This is a genomic window from Nostoc sp. EspVER01 (assembly GCF_034530635.1).
Taxonomy (GTDB): domain Bacteria; phylum Cyanobacteriota; class Cyanobacteriia; order Cyanobacteriales; family Nostocaceae; genus Nostoc.
Genome location: NZ_JAVRCS010000003.1, coordinates 88,805 through 102,928 on the forward strand (window position 1 = coordinate 88,805; position 14,124 = coordinate 102,928).

The 14,124-nt window shown below is 39.8% G+C and carries 10 protein-coding genes; 2 read left to right on the forward strand and 8 right to left on the reverse strand.

The genetic code is table 11. The features are described from left to right. Positions 1-9 precede the first annotated feature (9 nt). The 3 genes from RMX69_RS04055 to RMX69_RS04065 form a co-directional block, all read right to left on the reverse strand. The gene (locus RMX69_RS04055; protein ID WP_322636589.1) at positions 10-2,505 is read right to left on the reverse strand and encodes a tetratricopeptide repeat protein; all 2,496 of its coding nucleotides are present in this window, start codon (positions 2,503-2,505) and stop codon (positions 10-12) included. Between the two features lie 294 nt (positions 2,506-2,799). Beyond that, on the reverse strand, positions 2,800-3,336 hold the full coding sequence (gene hoxE, locus RMX69_RS04060; protein ID WP_322636590.1) for a bidirectional hydrogenase complex protein HoxE: 537 nt from the start codon (positions 3,334-3,336) through the stop codon (positions 2,800-2,802). Between the two features lie 99 nt (positions 3,337-3,435). Then, positions 3,436-3,624 (reverse strand): hypothetical protein, encoded by a 189-nt coding sequence (locus RMX69_RS04065; protein WP_322636591.1) that lies wholly within the window; start codon positions 3,622-3,624, stop codon positions 3,436-3,438. 55 nt (positions 3,625-3,679) lie between these two features. On the opposite strand from RMX69_RS04065, the gene RMX69_RS04070 reads away from it, so the two are divergent. Together RMX69_RS04070 and RMX69_RS04075 are read left to right on the forward strand one after the other, a co-directional pair. Further along, on the forward strand, positions 3,680-3,919 hold the full coding sequence (locus tag RMX69_RS04070) for a hypothetical protein (protein ID WP_322636592.1): 240 nt from the start codon (positions 3,680-3,682) through the stop codon (positions 3,917-3,919). Next, complete coding sequence (locus tag RMX69_RS04075) at positions 3,912-4,286, forward strand: type II toxin-antitoxin system RelE/ParE family toxin (RefSeq protein WP_322636593.1); 375 nt, start codon at positions 3,912-3,914, stop codon at positions 4,284-4,286. Before RMX69_RS04070 ends, RMX69_RS04075 begins: the two co-directional genes overlap by 8 nt. Before the next feature lie 112 nt (positions 4,287-4,398). Here the strand turns inward: RMX69_RS04075 and RMX69_RS04080 are convergent, their stop codons facing one another. The 5 genes from RMX69_RS04080 to RMX69_RS04100 all read right to left on the reverse strand — a co-directional run bounded on the left by RMX69_RS04080 (position 4,399) and on the right by RMX69_RS04100 (position 14,122). Beyond that, complete coding sequence (locus RMX69_RS04080; protein ID WP_416211616.1) at positions 4,399-4,671, reverse strand: GNAT family N-acetyltransferase; 273 nt, start codon at positions 4,669-4,671, stop codon at positions 4,399-4,401. A 65-nt stretch (positions 4,672-4,736) separates the two neighbouring features. After that, on the reverse strand, positions 4,737-6,890 hold the full coding sequence (locus RMX69_RS04085) for a patatin-like phospholipase family protein (protein ID WP_322636595.1): 2,154 nt from the start codon (positions 6,888-6,890) through the stop codon (positions 4,737-4,739). A 30-nt stretch (positions 6,891-6,920) separates the two neighbouring features. Next, the gene (locus tag RMX69_RS04090) at positions 6,921-9,668 is read right to left on the reverse strand and encodes a bifunctional acetate--CoA ligase family protein/GNAT family N-acetyltransferase (RefSeq protein ID WP_322636596.1); all 2,748 of its coding nucleotides are present in this window, start codon (positions 9,666-9,668) and stop codon (positions 6,921-6,923) included. Between the two features lie 23 nt (positions 9,669-9,691). Beyond that, the gene (locus RMX69_RS04095) at positions 9,692-12,547 is read right to left on the reverse strand and encodes a cation-transporting P-type ATPase (protein WP_322636597.1); all 2,856 of its coding nucleotides are present in this window, start codon (positions 12,545-12,547) and stop codon (positions 9,692-9,694) included. Between the two features lie 39 nt (positions 12,548-12,586). After that, on the reverse strand, positions 12,587-14,122 hold the full coding sequence (locus RMX69_RS04100) for a pyruvate kinase (protein ID WP_322636598.1): 1,536 nt from the start codon (positions 14,120-14,122) through the stop codon (positions 12,587-12,589). Positions 14,123-14,124: the final 2 nt, after the last annotated feature.

The following is a 14,124-nucleotide window of genomic DNA, read 5'->3' on the forward strand; positions in this document are numbered from 1 at the left end:
ATTTTATTGCTAATATTTATTTTTTAATTCTTCCTTTCTTTTTTCTAGTTTGTTAATTAAATTATTTATAGGCTCATTGGTTTCATCATTTTTATCTAAATATTTTTGGATAATTCTTACATCCTTTAACAAAATGTTTAATTTTCCTATAAATAAAGAAGGTATATACTCATTAAAAGTAATATCTAGATAGCGTTTATTTTGATAAATAGCGAGTGGAGATGCTAATTTTTCTGTGTTGTTTACCAGGGGTTGGATAACATTAGCTATATAGGCATAAAATGCCCACCATTTTTCATAGTTTTTCGATGCGATATCTGAAGCTTGTTTCCAAGCATAGTAAGCCTCTTTCCTATTATTGTCTATCTCATTTTGGTTCCCATTGCAGAATATTTTGTAACTTTTAACCCACTGTATTAAACCAAGATTCCAGTAAAGATAGGATTGACTATCAAGAGAGATATCAATAGCTTTTTCTATCTCTTTCACCGCTTTTGATAAATTTTCTGTTATTAATAGTTCAGTTTCACAATTTTGCTCTAAAGCTTTTAATGGCTCTACGGCTTGAAAAAGGTAGGTTAAAGCTAAACCACTGTGGACTTGATGCAATTTCTGGGCATCTTTTAAGTATTTATTAACATTGTTGGCTGTTGTAAATTTCTTTTCAGCATTTTTATAGTCAGCTAATGTATTGTCATCTCCGTATAAGTACATAAGTCCAAGATTATGGTAAGGTTCCCAGAAATGAGAATGCGAGAAATTATCATTTATCGTACAAGCCTTTTCATACTGTTCACACGCCTTTTTAAAATCTCCTTTCTGCAAATATACATTACCAAGACCATAGTAAGCAGAGGGAAAATCTCTATTTACTTTCTTAGCAAGCTGATATTGATTTATCGCATCGTCAAATTTTTTCTGTTTGTAATAGACATTTCCCAGTCCAATATAAGAATCTTGGCTTTTAGGATTAATTTTTAGGGATGACAGAAAAGCTCTTTCCGCTTTACAATATAATTCTTCCTTAAAATAAGCTGTGCCAATTTGATTGAAGAAGTTATCCAGCTTCTCATATTTTTTTTCTGCGTTGTATGCTTTTTGACAATTGTTATCGGCATTATCAAGATGTTCTCTATCTCCAGTTTGTTCATATTGATAATAACTATAAATTGCTTCAGTAAAAAACTTGAAACCTTCCCATGTTCGAGCAGTAATCTTTGGTGCTAAAGACATAGCAACCTTATAAGCTAGATCCTTAATTTTCTCAGTCATTGTATCTATCTGATAATTTTGCCACGTCACCTCCCAAGCCTTTACTTCATTTTGATCGTCTAATCGGACAACCAAACGAGTTGTCGAGCCGTAGTTTTGTAAGCTTCCAGAGATTGCCCTGTTCACACCTCCAAAAGGCCATAGCTGTTTGAGAATTAGAATTATTTTTCCAATGGATAAATTGGTTTTACCAGCTTCAAAAGTCGCAACATCAGTAAGATTGCTGTTTAGATTTTCTTGGGTAGAAGTTAACGGAGGAAAGTGAGGGTTTATCCTCTCTGACTTAATGTTTTCTTCTCCTGTCTTGATAATCTGAAACATTGTAGTGTGGATGTGATTAATTCTATGAAGTTCCTCAACTAATGAATCAGCGATTGCTTTACCCCGATTAGATTTTTCTTTTTCCCCGGTCTTGTTATCTTTTTCTTCAGGCGGTGATGTAGTTGTATCATCAAAGGGAAGAACTACTGTACTTCCTTTACTGCTGGAGAGCCAATTAAGTAAAATAGACACAACTCCAAATAAGAGGAGCAATCCAATAATATTCAATAGAGTAGCAACATAGTTTCTTAGTTCTTCTAGCTCGTTTGTTACATAAAAATTATTAGTATAATAAATTATATGTATTAAAGTAAAAGTTAAAATACCAATGGTGGATAAGATTATAATAAATCCTAAGTTACTAAATATAAATATAACAAATTCATATATTATTTTTGGGAATTTACGTATCTGTGATGCAGATTTATATATATGGTCTGCCCATTGTTCTTGTTGGATTCTTTTCAAATAATTTTTAATACTTTTTAGATATCTTTTAACCCCTAAGTAAAATTGGCTATCTTTAATACGATAAAAATAAATCAAGGTCGAAAATACATACAATACTCCAACAACAATCGGACTTAATATAATTATTAAATAATAAGGCTTAATATATTTATTCCAAAAGCTTATAATAATATCTTTTAAAAAAGGAATATGCGGATCTTTTCTATGTTTTCCAATAGAGCTTTTAATTTCTTTTAACCATCGGTCAGCTAACAATTTTCTACTTATTTTTAATGCTTTAGCATCGTCATCTGTCACGGTAACGATAATTTTAGTTCCTGCCATAATATTGTTATTATCATATCCTTCCTCAACTTTAATAGAATCAATTGGAGTTGAATAGGTTTCAGCAATATCTTTAATATTTTCAGTAATTCTTTTGGCTCGTTGTTCAGGAGTCAATGAATCGATTTTTTTTGAATAATAAAGAGTTCTTGATCGTCTAAGCAGACAACACCGCTCTGCTGACATGAATTAGTTGTTTGGGAGTGAGCAGATATGGGTACTAAAATAGTAAGAGATGCTACTAATAAAAAATTGATAATGAAAGAAAAATATTTACTAAATTTCATAAATGACGATCCTAAATTATTAGTGAAATTTGAATTACAGGAGGAATGTATTTAAGAATTTTGATTTACATTTCCTCCCGCAGATTTTTTAAACTTTGATGTTATCTAAAGAGGAAATTGAATATTAAGAGTGGGGCGATCGCTCTTTTCCCTCTAGCCAGTCTTTAATGCGATCGCACACTAATTCAGGAGTTTGATTACCTAAAACAGTGCCGTCAAATACTATAGCAGGTGCAATTCCACAAGCGCCTAAACATCTGGCTGTTAACAGTGAAAGTTCTCCATTGGGGGTTGTTTCGCCAGCATGAATTTTGGTAGTGTTTTCTACGGTTGCTAGTAAGTTTTCTGCACCTTTGACGTAACAAGCTGTACCCGTACACACGACACAAGTATGTGCGCCTTTTGGTGCGAGAGAGAAAAGATGATAAAAAGTTGCTACGCCATAAACACGACTAGGTGGTAGTTTCAAGCTGTGGGCGATGTAGTGTAACAAGTCATTTTCTAAATAACCGAAAAGTTCTTGGGCTTTATGCAATACTTCTATTAGTGCATCCTGCTGATATTGATGGCGCTTCATGGTTGCATCAAGTATTTTGAAGCGTTTATCACCACTCAGATGCTCTTTTAGGGGATTTTTTTTATTGATTGTGTGAGAGTCCATGCTGGTATTTGTAAATGTGCGATCGCAACATGCCTGCTAAAATTTTACCTAGGCTTATATCCTTATAAATCAACAATTTGAGGAAGTTGTGAGGTTATATCAAGAAGGGGTAGGGGGTTCAAAAAGGGCGATCGCTATTGTCACGGTTTCGCCCACCATTGCTTGATAGTTTTGGTTCAGAACACAAGTCCATTTGTTCAGAACACAAGTTTGTTGGTTCAGAACACAAGTCCATTCGTTGCTCAACTTAGCCGTTAGAAGCCTACGCACTTGTCTGTGAAGTACCATAGAGCTAGATTCTTAAGGAGTACAAATATGACTCCAGTATCGAATTGGAGTAGCAATGAAAGCACTTAAAGTCATGGCAACGATTAATGAGCAAGGACAACTAACCTTAGATCATCCTCTCATAACGAATAAAAATAGCCGCGTAGAAGTTATTATTCTAATTTCAGAAGACGAAGTTCTAGATGAACAATCTCAAATAGAAGTTTTAGCAGATTTCCGGCAAGCTTGGCATGAAGCCATGACTGGGCAAACTATACCGGTGGCTCAACTTTGGGAAGGGCTTGAAAATGACTGATCAGCCTTTCATTCAAGTTGAAGCTTCGCCAACGTTCAACCGAAATCTACGCGCTCTTGCCAAGAAGTATCGCAGTATTCGGAATGATATACAACCCGTTATCGAACAACTTGAACAGGGAGAGTTGCCAGGAGATCAAATACCTGGGGTTGGTTATGAAGTCTTCAAGTTAAGAGTCCGAAATAGTGACATTCAAAAAGGTAAAAGCGGTGGCTATCGTCTGATTTACTACGTTAAGACAGCAACGGGAATTATTTTGCTGACAGTTTATGCAAAATCTGAACAAGTCGATATCGCCGCAGATGACATTCAGAGCATCACTACAGAATATGAGCAAAGGGCGATCAAAGATAAAGAGGATATCTAAACCAAGCATACTAGCTGCCGCTCAACTTAGCCGTTAAAAGCCAAGGATAAACGCGTAGGCGTAGCCCGCCGCAGGCATCGCCTAGAATAAAAACAGAATTTGTTGTTATGCATCAAGTAATCATTTCTGCTCTCACCACTGAAGTCTCAGCAGTAGGATAAATACGAAAGCCCAATTTTTCGCAGACTCTTTGCATTGCCGAATTTTCAGTCAGAATTTCGGCATTAATTAGCGTTAAATGTTCATCACGCCCCACTTGCAGCAACCTCTTGAGTAACTCGGTTCCTAAACCTTGACATTGGTAGCGATCGCACTTGTCTGTGAGATACCATACCGCTCGATTCTCAAGCTGACGTTGGGTTTTATGCTTCAACTCAACCGACAAAATGTGCGATCGCCCTCTTGAGAAAATGCGTAGGCGTAGCCCGCCGCAGGCATCGCATCAATGCTTCAATTCCACTTTTCTGGAATACTCCATTCATTTTTCCATAATTTTTTCATTCCTGTGACAGTCTTCTCCTTTTTAATATCTTCCCACGCCTCCTTCAAATTTTGCTTTTGTTGTTTACTTAACTTCCAAGATAAAGGTTGCTTATACTTCTCTTCTTTAGGGAAAGAGATAACAAACGTTTGAATATCTACACCTTCTTGTTCCCCTCGTTTTTTCAGTAACTCAACTTCCTTGAAATTACGAGAGAATTGTGTCGAATCCCGCACACTATATAATGCTTCCAATGGGCCTAGCCACACCTTGACCCATCCCCAATCTCCCTTGATTCCTTGATATTTTTCATCTTTATCTTTTAGCAGTTCTGCTTCAGGAGATGCGTTAATTTGTAGTAGTAAAATTCGTTTAATGTTCAGTTGATTACTAAAATGCTTTAGTTGTTCATCTAACCATTCAACTGCGGTAAACATTCCTGAATTATCGAAATACCCTCCATCAGCAACATGATAGTTAAATGTGAACAATTTGCTATCATTACGAGCAATTGGCGACACATAAGGAAAAGATGCTGAGAGTCTAGCTGCTGTCGTGATACTTAAGTCATATATACTTGGATCGGGTTGAGAATTTTTGAGCTTTTGATTAAAATTTGGATTATTAAAGAGATTGTTAAAATCAAAGGCTTTGTGCTTATCTGCATCCTCAATATTTTGGAAAAAAGTCATCGGAGAAATTAAAAAACGACGACCATCCTCAACCAAAGTCGCGTTAAAGACTGGGATAGGAATTTGACCGTTGAAAATCTGCTCTCGTCTTGTAGCTAGAGTAGCGTTAGGATGACACATCTTCTCTTTCCAATCGTCCTCTATTGCATATCCGCGATCGTATTTACCAACAACAAACGGACACAAAATTCGCATCAAGTCAGGCCCAGCGAGTCCCCAACCTACGGCATCTAGATTATCTTCTGTTGCATTCTGGAAAATTTTTTCTAAGTTATCATCAGATGGAAACCCTTCTGACATAAACTGATCGAGAAAGAACATCGTTCCCACAGAGCCACCAGATACCGAACTAATTAATCCGGTTGCCTGAGTAAAAGAAGGGCCTAACTCTTCCTGTAAGCCAGATAAAACTTTTACTGTCCAGCCTGCTGCTTGAATTCCGCCACCACTAGCAGCTACAACAACTAAAGTCTTTTTTTCTCCATGTTGTTTTTTGAGACGTGTTTCAATTGCTGTGCTAAAGTTTTTCATTTCCTCTGGTTGATATTGATTATCAGGTGATTGAGATGGAATTTCAGTTATTTCAAAGTAGTGATCTGTTTCAAACACATAGTACATCAACCCAGAAAACATAATTAAGCTAATAAACACAGGAATGTGCAATGGATCGAACCAAAATGTTAAGCCGCTTAACACACCTGTTAATATCCAAATCAATAATGAAATATACAAAAGTGCGGGGGCTTCATCTAGAAAGCAAAGCGGTTTTTCCTTTCCTGGTTGGAATAACCAAATAACCAATCCATAGATCCCAAAGCCAATGAGACCCAAAGTCAATCCAAAAAAACTCGATTCTTTCATCTGAAATATATACGAACCTAAAACTTTTTGAAAAAAATAAACTAGCCAAACTATAAAGCTGACAAATCCTGCACTCGCAGCTAAACCTGTCAAAATTCCTAAAATCCATTCTTTTTTGTACTTTAATTCAGAACGGGATTGCTGACAAACATAAATCCAGGTTGGTAATAGTAGAATCCCGGTTTTAATATATCTGCACTCTATAAGAAATTGAATTAAACCTGAACTATCATTGTGCAGAATCCACTCTTCCAAAATTCGCTCTGAAGTTATGGAAACCATTAACGCAGCCATCGTAGAACCTACCATTACCGAAGCAAGTTGCCAACGATTGCCTATGACAAATAGATTCTGAAAAAGTGCAGAAGCTAATATATTTGCCAAGATGGGAAAGAAGAATAATATCAATCCAAAGAAGATTGGTACTCGCAAAGGAAACCAAAAAGAGTTCAAAGAAATTATGATGATGATGAGCAAGAATAAGCCCAAGAATAAACACTTCTGTACTGTCAACCGAGGCAACCTCGTGTTTACTGTATCTGTTACGTCTGATTTTGCTCTATTAAACATGGCAATTACCTCTACTTTGATTGTGAATTATCAAGTTATAATTTCTGCTCTCACCACTGAAGCCTCAGCAGTAGGATAAATACGAAAGCCCAATTTTTCGCAAACTCTTCGCATTGCAGAATTTTCAGCTAGAATTTCGGCACTAATTAGCGTTAAATGTTCATCACGCCCTACTTGCAGCAACCGTTTGAGTAACTCGGTTCCTAAACCTTGACATTGGTAACGATCGCTAACTAACATTGCAAATTCAGCTTCATTTGTACCGTGCAATTTACTTAACCTACCAATAGCTAAAAGTTCATGTTCTTCCGTTTCTGGATTTTGATAGTCTGCTACCAGTGCCATTTCTCTGTCATAATCAATGAAACATAGGCGCGTGAGTCGTTCGTGAGCAATGCGTTGACTGAGTTTAATCAAGTGGAAGTAGCGGAAAAAAACGCTTTCTTCAGATAATGTTTTATGTAACTTAATCATTAAAGGTTCGTCTTCTGGGCGAATGGGACGAATTGTTACTTCCATGCCATTCCGCGTTGTCCAAGAGGAAACGTACTGTGTGGGATAAGGGCGAATTGCTAGTTTTGGTAATTGTGCTTCAGTGATATCTAAGTTATGAAGAACAATCCGCGCATCAAGTGCAACTAAAGAGTTTTGGCTGATTTCTTCTGCCTTTACCAAAAGCGGATTAATATCAATTTCTTTAATTAGGCGTTGCTCAACCACAAGCTGGCTAAAGCGTACTAAAAGCTGTTCTAAAGCTTCTAAATTAACTGCTTTTCTACCTCTAACTCCCTGTAGTGCTTTATAAATTCGGGTTTGTTCCATCATCCGCCGTGCCAAAGTAGTATTTAATGGCGGAAGTCCCAAGGCTTTATCTTGAAATACTTCTACTAACTGTCCACCTGTGCCAAATAGTAAAACTGGGCCAAATTGAGCGTCAATGCTACTACCAAGAATCAATTCATAGCTGTTTCTCAAATCTATCATTGGCTGGACAGTGACACCAGCAAAAGAATTTGCGCCAACTTTGGCAGTTACAGATGATGCGATCGCATTATAAGCCTCACGCACTGCATCAGCATTGTGTAAATTTAAATGCACCCCATCCACATCAGTTTTATGGGTGATGGTTTGAGAAAATACTTTCAAAACTACCGGATAACCAATTTCCTCTGCTAGTTTAACTGCCTCCTCAGCATTGGTTGCTATCTGCGTTGCTACTGTCGGAATACCGTAAGCAGCCAGAACTTGCTTTGATTCCACTTCAGTCAGTAAAGTTCTACCAGCTTGACGTGCTTGTTGAATAATCGTCTCTGCAATGGTGCGATCGCAAGTATCCCCATTATCAGCAAGCACAGGGGTTTCATACAACGCACGCAAGTTATAACTATAACGCCACATATAGTAAAATACATTGGCAGCCGTATCTGGAAAGGCGAATGTCGGAATTGATGCTTGGTTGAGAATTTCTGCACCTGCTTCCACATCTGCATCGCCCATCCAACTCGCAAGTACGGGTTTACCGATTTGAGCTAATGGTTTTAGTTGATACGCGATTTGTGTGGGGTCAGTCATTGCTTGCGGTGTGAGAATTGCTAACAATCCATCGCTATTTGGGTCTTTGGCAATAATTTCTAACGCCTTAGCATAACGTGTAGGGTCAGCATCACCAAGTATGTCAATTGGGTTGTTGTGACTCCATTGTGGCGGCAATAGTTGGTTTAGTGCCTGATAGGTTTCTTTTGATAATTCTGCTAATTCACCTCCATCGGTAATCAAAGCATCAGCCGCCAAGACTCCGGGCCCGCCTGCATTGGTAATAATTGTCAGTCTTGGCCCTTTGGGACGCGGTTGCTTTGCCAGTACCTCTGCCATGTCGAACAAGTCAGCAATACTCTTAACCCGTAAAACCCCACTCCGGCGAAATGCGGCATCGAATACGGCATCACTACCTGTCAATGCACCTGTGTGGGAAGCCGCGGCTTTAGCTGCTGCTGCTGTCCTTCCAGCTTTGATGACAATAATTGGTTTTGTCAGCGCTACCTCCCGTGCCGCAGAGAGAAACGATCGCGCATTTCCAATTGACTCCATGTAAATAACAATGCTTTCAGTATGCGGGTCATCACTGAGATAATCAATCAAATCGCCCCAACCCACATCCAGCATTGAACCAATGGAAATAAAGGCACTAAAGCCCACATTCTCGTGAAAACTCCAATCTAAAATTGCTGTACACAATGCCCCACTTTGGCTGATAAAGCCAACCTTACCAGGCAAAGCCATACTCATACTATTGGCAAAGGTGGCATTCAAACCAGTATGGGGATTCATTACACCTAAACAGTTGGGGCCAATCAGCCGCATTTTGCCCCGGCGCACTTGCTGGAGTACTTGCTGTTCTAATTCTGCCCCAACAGTGCCAATTTCCTTAAACCCAGCAGAAAGAACGATCGCTCCCTTAACTCCTACATCGACACATTCACCAATTACACTAGGAACTGTCAGGGCAGGTGTGGCTACAATTACTAAATCTACTGGTTCTGGCACAGCCGCAATATTTGGGTAAGCTTTGATCCCAAGAACACTATGTCGTTTGGGATTAACTGGAAATACCGTGCCGCCAAATGGATGGCTGATGAGATTCCAGAGGACAGTTCTCCCGACACTATTTTCACGTTCGCTAGCACCAATTACGGCAATGCTTTTAGGTGCAAATATGGCATCTAAAGGTTGATGCTGGGTACGTAAAATATCATAGGCGCGATCGCTTCCCAATTGCATAATTTTTTACTCCCGTTGCTTCTTCACTGACGTTGGATATTTTGGATAGGATGGTCAAACACAACCGTCGGTGTCTGTCGCACAATCCACTTACGTAATTCATCTGCCATCAAAATCAACGGTGGACAAATTAGCAACAGCAACAATTGGGAAGGCTGTAAAGCCGCAGTTGCAAAGATTTTCTGCAACGTTGGAGAGTAAATAATCGCCAAAATCAAGGCCCACTCAACCGCAATTCCCAACCAAATTAATCGGTTTGTCAAGAAACCCAAGCTAAAAATTGAAACTCTTTCGGAACGACAAGCAAAAACGTTGCCATCTTGACAGGCGACAATTACCGCTAATGTTGCAGTTGTCGCCTGATGGTAAATTGCCATTGTGGTAGCGCTTGCTGATTGCGAAAGAATACTGGAACTCACCGCTTGCAATTGGGTAATTCCATAACCATTTGCCCACCAAACTAAGAAAAAGCCTATCATTCCAGCTAAACCTTCGAGTAATCCTAAGAAACAGTAGGCACGTAGCATCAAAGGTATATCAAGTAAGGTTTGAGACTTTTTGCGCGGTGGTTGGGTCATGATGCCTTTTTCTGGACGTTCTGCACCTAATGCCAGCGCTGGAATCATATCGGTTCCTAAGTCAATGGCCAAGATTTGCAGAATTACTAAAGCTGGAGGTACTTTTAAAAAGACCATTGCTAGAAATGGCAGAAACTCTGCCATGTTTGATGCCAGAATGTAAGTAATAAACTTGCGGATATTTTGATAAACTGCCCTTCCTTGCTCGATGGCGATGACGATAGTTGCAAAGTTATCATCAACCAAAACAATATCTGCGGCTTCACGGGCAACATCTGTACCATTTTTGCCCATTGCAATGCCGATATTAGCAGCACGTAACGCCGGGGCATCATTGACGCCATCACCAGTGACGGCGACTACATGACCTAACTTTTTATACGCTTGTACAAGTCTTAATTTTTGTTCAGGCATTACCCGTGCAAACACTAAGCCTTGTTGATGTTTGTGTAATATTTGTCGGAGTTGAGCTTCTGAAAGATGCCCTAATTTTTCACCTGTAATAACTCTGGGTTTACCATTGAATTTCTCATTAATCAAACCAATTTTTTCAGCGATCGCAGCTGCCGTCAACCCATAATCACCTGTAATCATTGTGACTTGAATACCTGCACGATGACAAAGTGCGATCGCATCTGCAACTTCTTTTCGAGGTGGATCGATCATGGCTACAAGTCCGATAAATATCAGGTCTTCTTCTAGGGCAGCATTTTCTTGTTCCCGTAATTCTGTACCACCTTGTCTTGTCGCCACACCCAAAACCCGATAGCCAAGGCTAGCAAGTTGATCGTTTGCCGTCTCCACCTCTGCGCGTTCTGCTGCTGTTAGTTCCTGTTGCTGTCCGTCGCGTAAAATAAACTGAGAATGTTGCAATACATCTAAAGGTGCGCCTTTGGTAAATATCTGTAGTGCATTTTCAGTCTTTTGTGTCGGTTGAGCAAATTCTAGACTACTTGCAAGTAAAACTGTCATCATCCGGCGGTGAGAATCAAAAGGTACTTCTCGCAATCGTGGTGCTTGGTGCTGCAAATCCTCCAATTTAAAACCAGCTTTAATTGCCACAACCAACAAAGCTGCTTCGGTGGGATCTCCTAATACTTGCCACTGACTCGAACCTGGGGGATGGTTTAAGCGTGCATTTGAGCAAATTGCTGCACCTGCTAATAGTAATCTGACTTGGGATTCACACTCAAAATTTGTAATTTCGACTTCACCTTTTGGTTCGTAACCCACACCTGTAACATTAATCTTTGCACCAGGAATCCACAACTTGCGGACAGTCATTTCATTTTTAGTTAAAGTTCCTGTTTTGTCAGTGCAAATAACTGTTGTCGCACTCAACGTTTCCACTGCTGAAAGACGACGTACCAATGCGTTTTCTTTGGCCATTCGCTTCACACCAATTGCCAAAGCAAGACTAACTGTTGGTAACAACCCTTCAGGTACAAAAGCCACAATAATCCCAATGCCAAAAATGAAGCTTTCTTTGATTCCCATACCCACCAAAAAATTAGTGAGTAAAAACACAACCACGCCCATGCTGATGGCAATAATTGTAATGATGTGAACCACCCTAGAAATTTGCACTTCTAAGGTGCTGGCTTCACGTTTGACGTTAGCAGTTAGATGTGCGACTTGGCCAAATTCTGTATGCGTACCCGTAGCATCAACCACAGCCAATCCCCGGCCTGCGGCAACAGTGGAACCTGCGAATACTAAGTTAGTCGCATCTAAAGCACGGAGATTTTCTGTAGCAACGGGTTCAGAAGACCGAGGAACGGGTAGAGATTCCCCAGTTAAAATCGAAACATCGACATACAACGATTGGCTTTCCACCAGTCGCGCATCAGCAGAGATTTTATCTCCTTCCTCTAACTGAATTACATCCCCTGGAACTAACTCGCGTGCAGGGATAGTACACAGCGTACTGTCACGATAAGCTTTTACTTGGTTAGGTAATACTTGTTTTAATGCAGATAATGCCTTTTCTGCTTGAAATTCTTGCCAGAAACTAAAAATTGCATTAATCCAAATTACTGCCCAGATAGCCCAACCTAATTCCGGGGTTTGAGAAATAAAAGCTAAAGTGCCTGCTACCCATAATAAAAGCGCCATAAAGTGGGTTAGTTGGTCAATAAAGCGCAGGATTAAAGGGCGGGTTTGCGGTTCGGGTAGTTCGTTGTAACCATGTTGTTTGAGGCGTAAATTAGCTTCAGATTCGCTTAGTCCTTGGGGAGTTGTGATTAAGTTTTTGTAGACTTGTTGAGAGGTAAGTGACCAAATTTGATGATTTTCATTCATAACTGTATGTAATTAAATTGAGGAAAATTCTTTGATTACCTACCAAGAATGTAAAGCTCTGAGTTGAGGCGTTTTTTTCATTTGGTGTGCTTGCATTCTTACCAACACATCATCTACAATTGTCACTGCATCAGCAATATATGCTCCTTTATTCAACATGACACATTCTGCACGTTCGGCCATTGCCACATCGGTGATTTCGGCTCGTGAAGGAATACCATGTTTAACTAGATTTTCTAAAACCTGAGTCGCCCAAATTACAGGTATATGGGCTGCTTCACACAACCACAAAATTTCTTCTTGAATTTTAGCCAAACGTTGATAGCCAATCTCAACAGCAAGATCGCCTCTAGCAATCATGATTCCAAAAGGTTGTACACCAGCTGCTTGCACAATTAACTCTGGTAGATTGCGAACGGCTTTAGGTGTTTCAATTTTAGCGATAATGGCAGGTATTTCTATATTATCGGGTAAGCGATGTCTACGACGGGCTACGCCTACGCGTAATTCTTGTTGCAAAAGCGCAATATCGCCCGCTTCTTGAACAAAGGAGTAGCCGACAATATCTGCATGATGGGCGATAAAGTTCAAATCTTGCCGATCTTGATCAGTAATTGGACTTAGACACAGTTCTGTATCTGGAAAGTTCAAACCTTTATCAGCAAGCAGCTTGTCACCTTTAGATCGGGCGTGTACAATTTGCAGCATTACACCTGTAGGCTCAATGGCACAAACACGTGCCCCAATGTGGCCATCATCAATCCAAACTGTTGCACCTACCTGTAATTGGTCTAAAACTTCTGGGATAGAACAACTTGCCTGGAAATAGTCACGGTGAATCTGAGTTGGAATTTCACGGGTTAATAGTAAATGATCTCCTCTAAATATGCGTTCCTGGTCATTGGGACTGATTACCCCTTCCGTCCGAGGTTTAGAGCCACCTAAATCCATCAAGACTTTACAAGCACGTCCTGTTTCTACCTCGGCTAGTCGGATATTCACAATCATCGCTAACCATTCACTTGAGGAGTCATGAGCGCAGTTAATTCGCATACAGTCACATCCTCGCTGGATCAAATCCTTGACTAACTCATAGTTACTTGCAGCTTCGGTTGGTAATGTAACCATGATTCGCACTCGGCGATCGCTTGATGATATCCCAAATAAATCTTCAGTATGCTGTTGCAGCAGACGTTCACCTTCAAAGAATGCCGCCAGTGGTGGACGTTGGGTTAATGACTGATCAAAAGGCTGACAAATTGCTGCCAATGTTGCAATCACAGCATCTAAGTTAGGTAAAACTCGTGCTTCAATCCGACCCAGAGAGGATAGACCCCAAGGCATCAAAGCCGTTTGCAGAAAGCGTAAATCATGGCGACGCAAAGCTAGGTAGTAAGCTAAATTCAAACTGCTATCAATAAAAGCTGGACGTTGAATATGCGATCGCCATTGGTCAAAAATTGCCTGTCCTTCTTGATAAACGGTGGCACGAAGTTCTCGCAATGCAGTCAGCAAATTTTCAGGTTCTGATAGATCGGCTGCTAAATTTGGGGTTTGTAAGCTAGAGTTTGGCATAT

Excerpts from the sequence above, each read along its gene's own strand:
- hoxE (WP_322636590.1), bottom strand. The coding sequence starts at position 3,336 with ATGGACTCTCACACAATCAATAAAAAAAATCCCCTAAAAGAGCATCTG.
- RMX69_RS04065 (WP_322636591.1), bottom strand. The coding sequence starts at position 3,624 with ATGGTACTTCACAGACAAGTGCGTAGGCTTCTAACGGCTAAGTTGAGC.
- RMX69_RS04070 (WP_322636592.1), top strand. The coding sequence starts at position 3,680 with ATGAAAGCACTTAAAGTCATGGCAACGATTAATGAGCAAGGACAACTA.
- RMX69_RS04075 (WP_322636593.1), top strand. The coding sequence starts at position 3,912 with ATGACTGATCAGCCTTTCATTCAAGTTGAAGCTTCGCCAACGTTCAAC.
- RMX69_RS04085 (WP_322636595.1), bottom strand. The coding sequence starts at position 6,890 with ATGTTTAATAGAGCAAAATCAGACGTAACAGATACAGTAAACACGAGG.
- RMX69_RS04090 (WP_322636596.1), bottom strand. The coding sequence starts at position 9,668 with ATGCAATTGGGAAGCGATCGCGCCTATGATATTTTACGTACCCAGCAT.
- RMX69_RS04095 (WP_322636597.1), bottom strand. The coding sequence starts at position 12,547 with ATGAATGAAAATCATCAAATTTGGTCACTTACCTCTCAACAAGTCTAC.
- RMX69_RS04100 (WP_322636598.1), bottom strand. The coding sequence starts at position 14,122 with ATGCCAAACTCTAGCTTACAAACCCCAAATTTAGCAGCCGATCTATCA.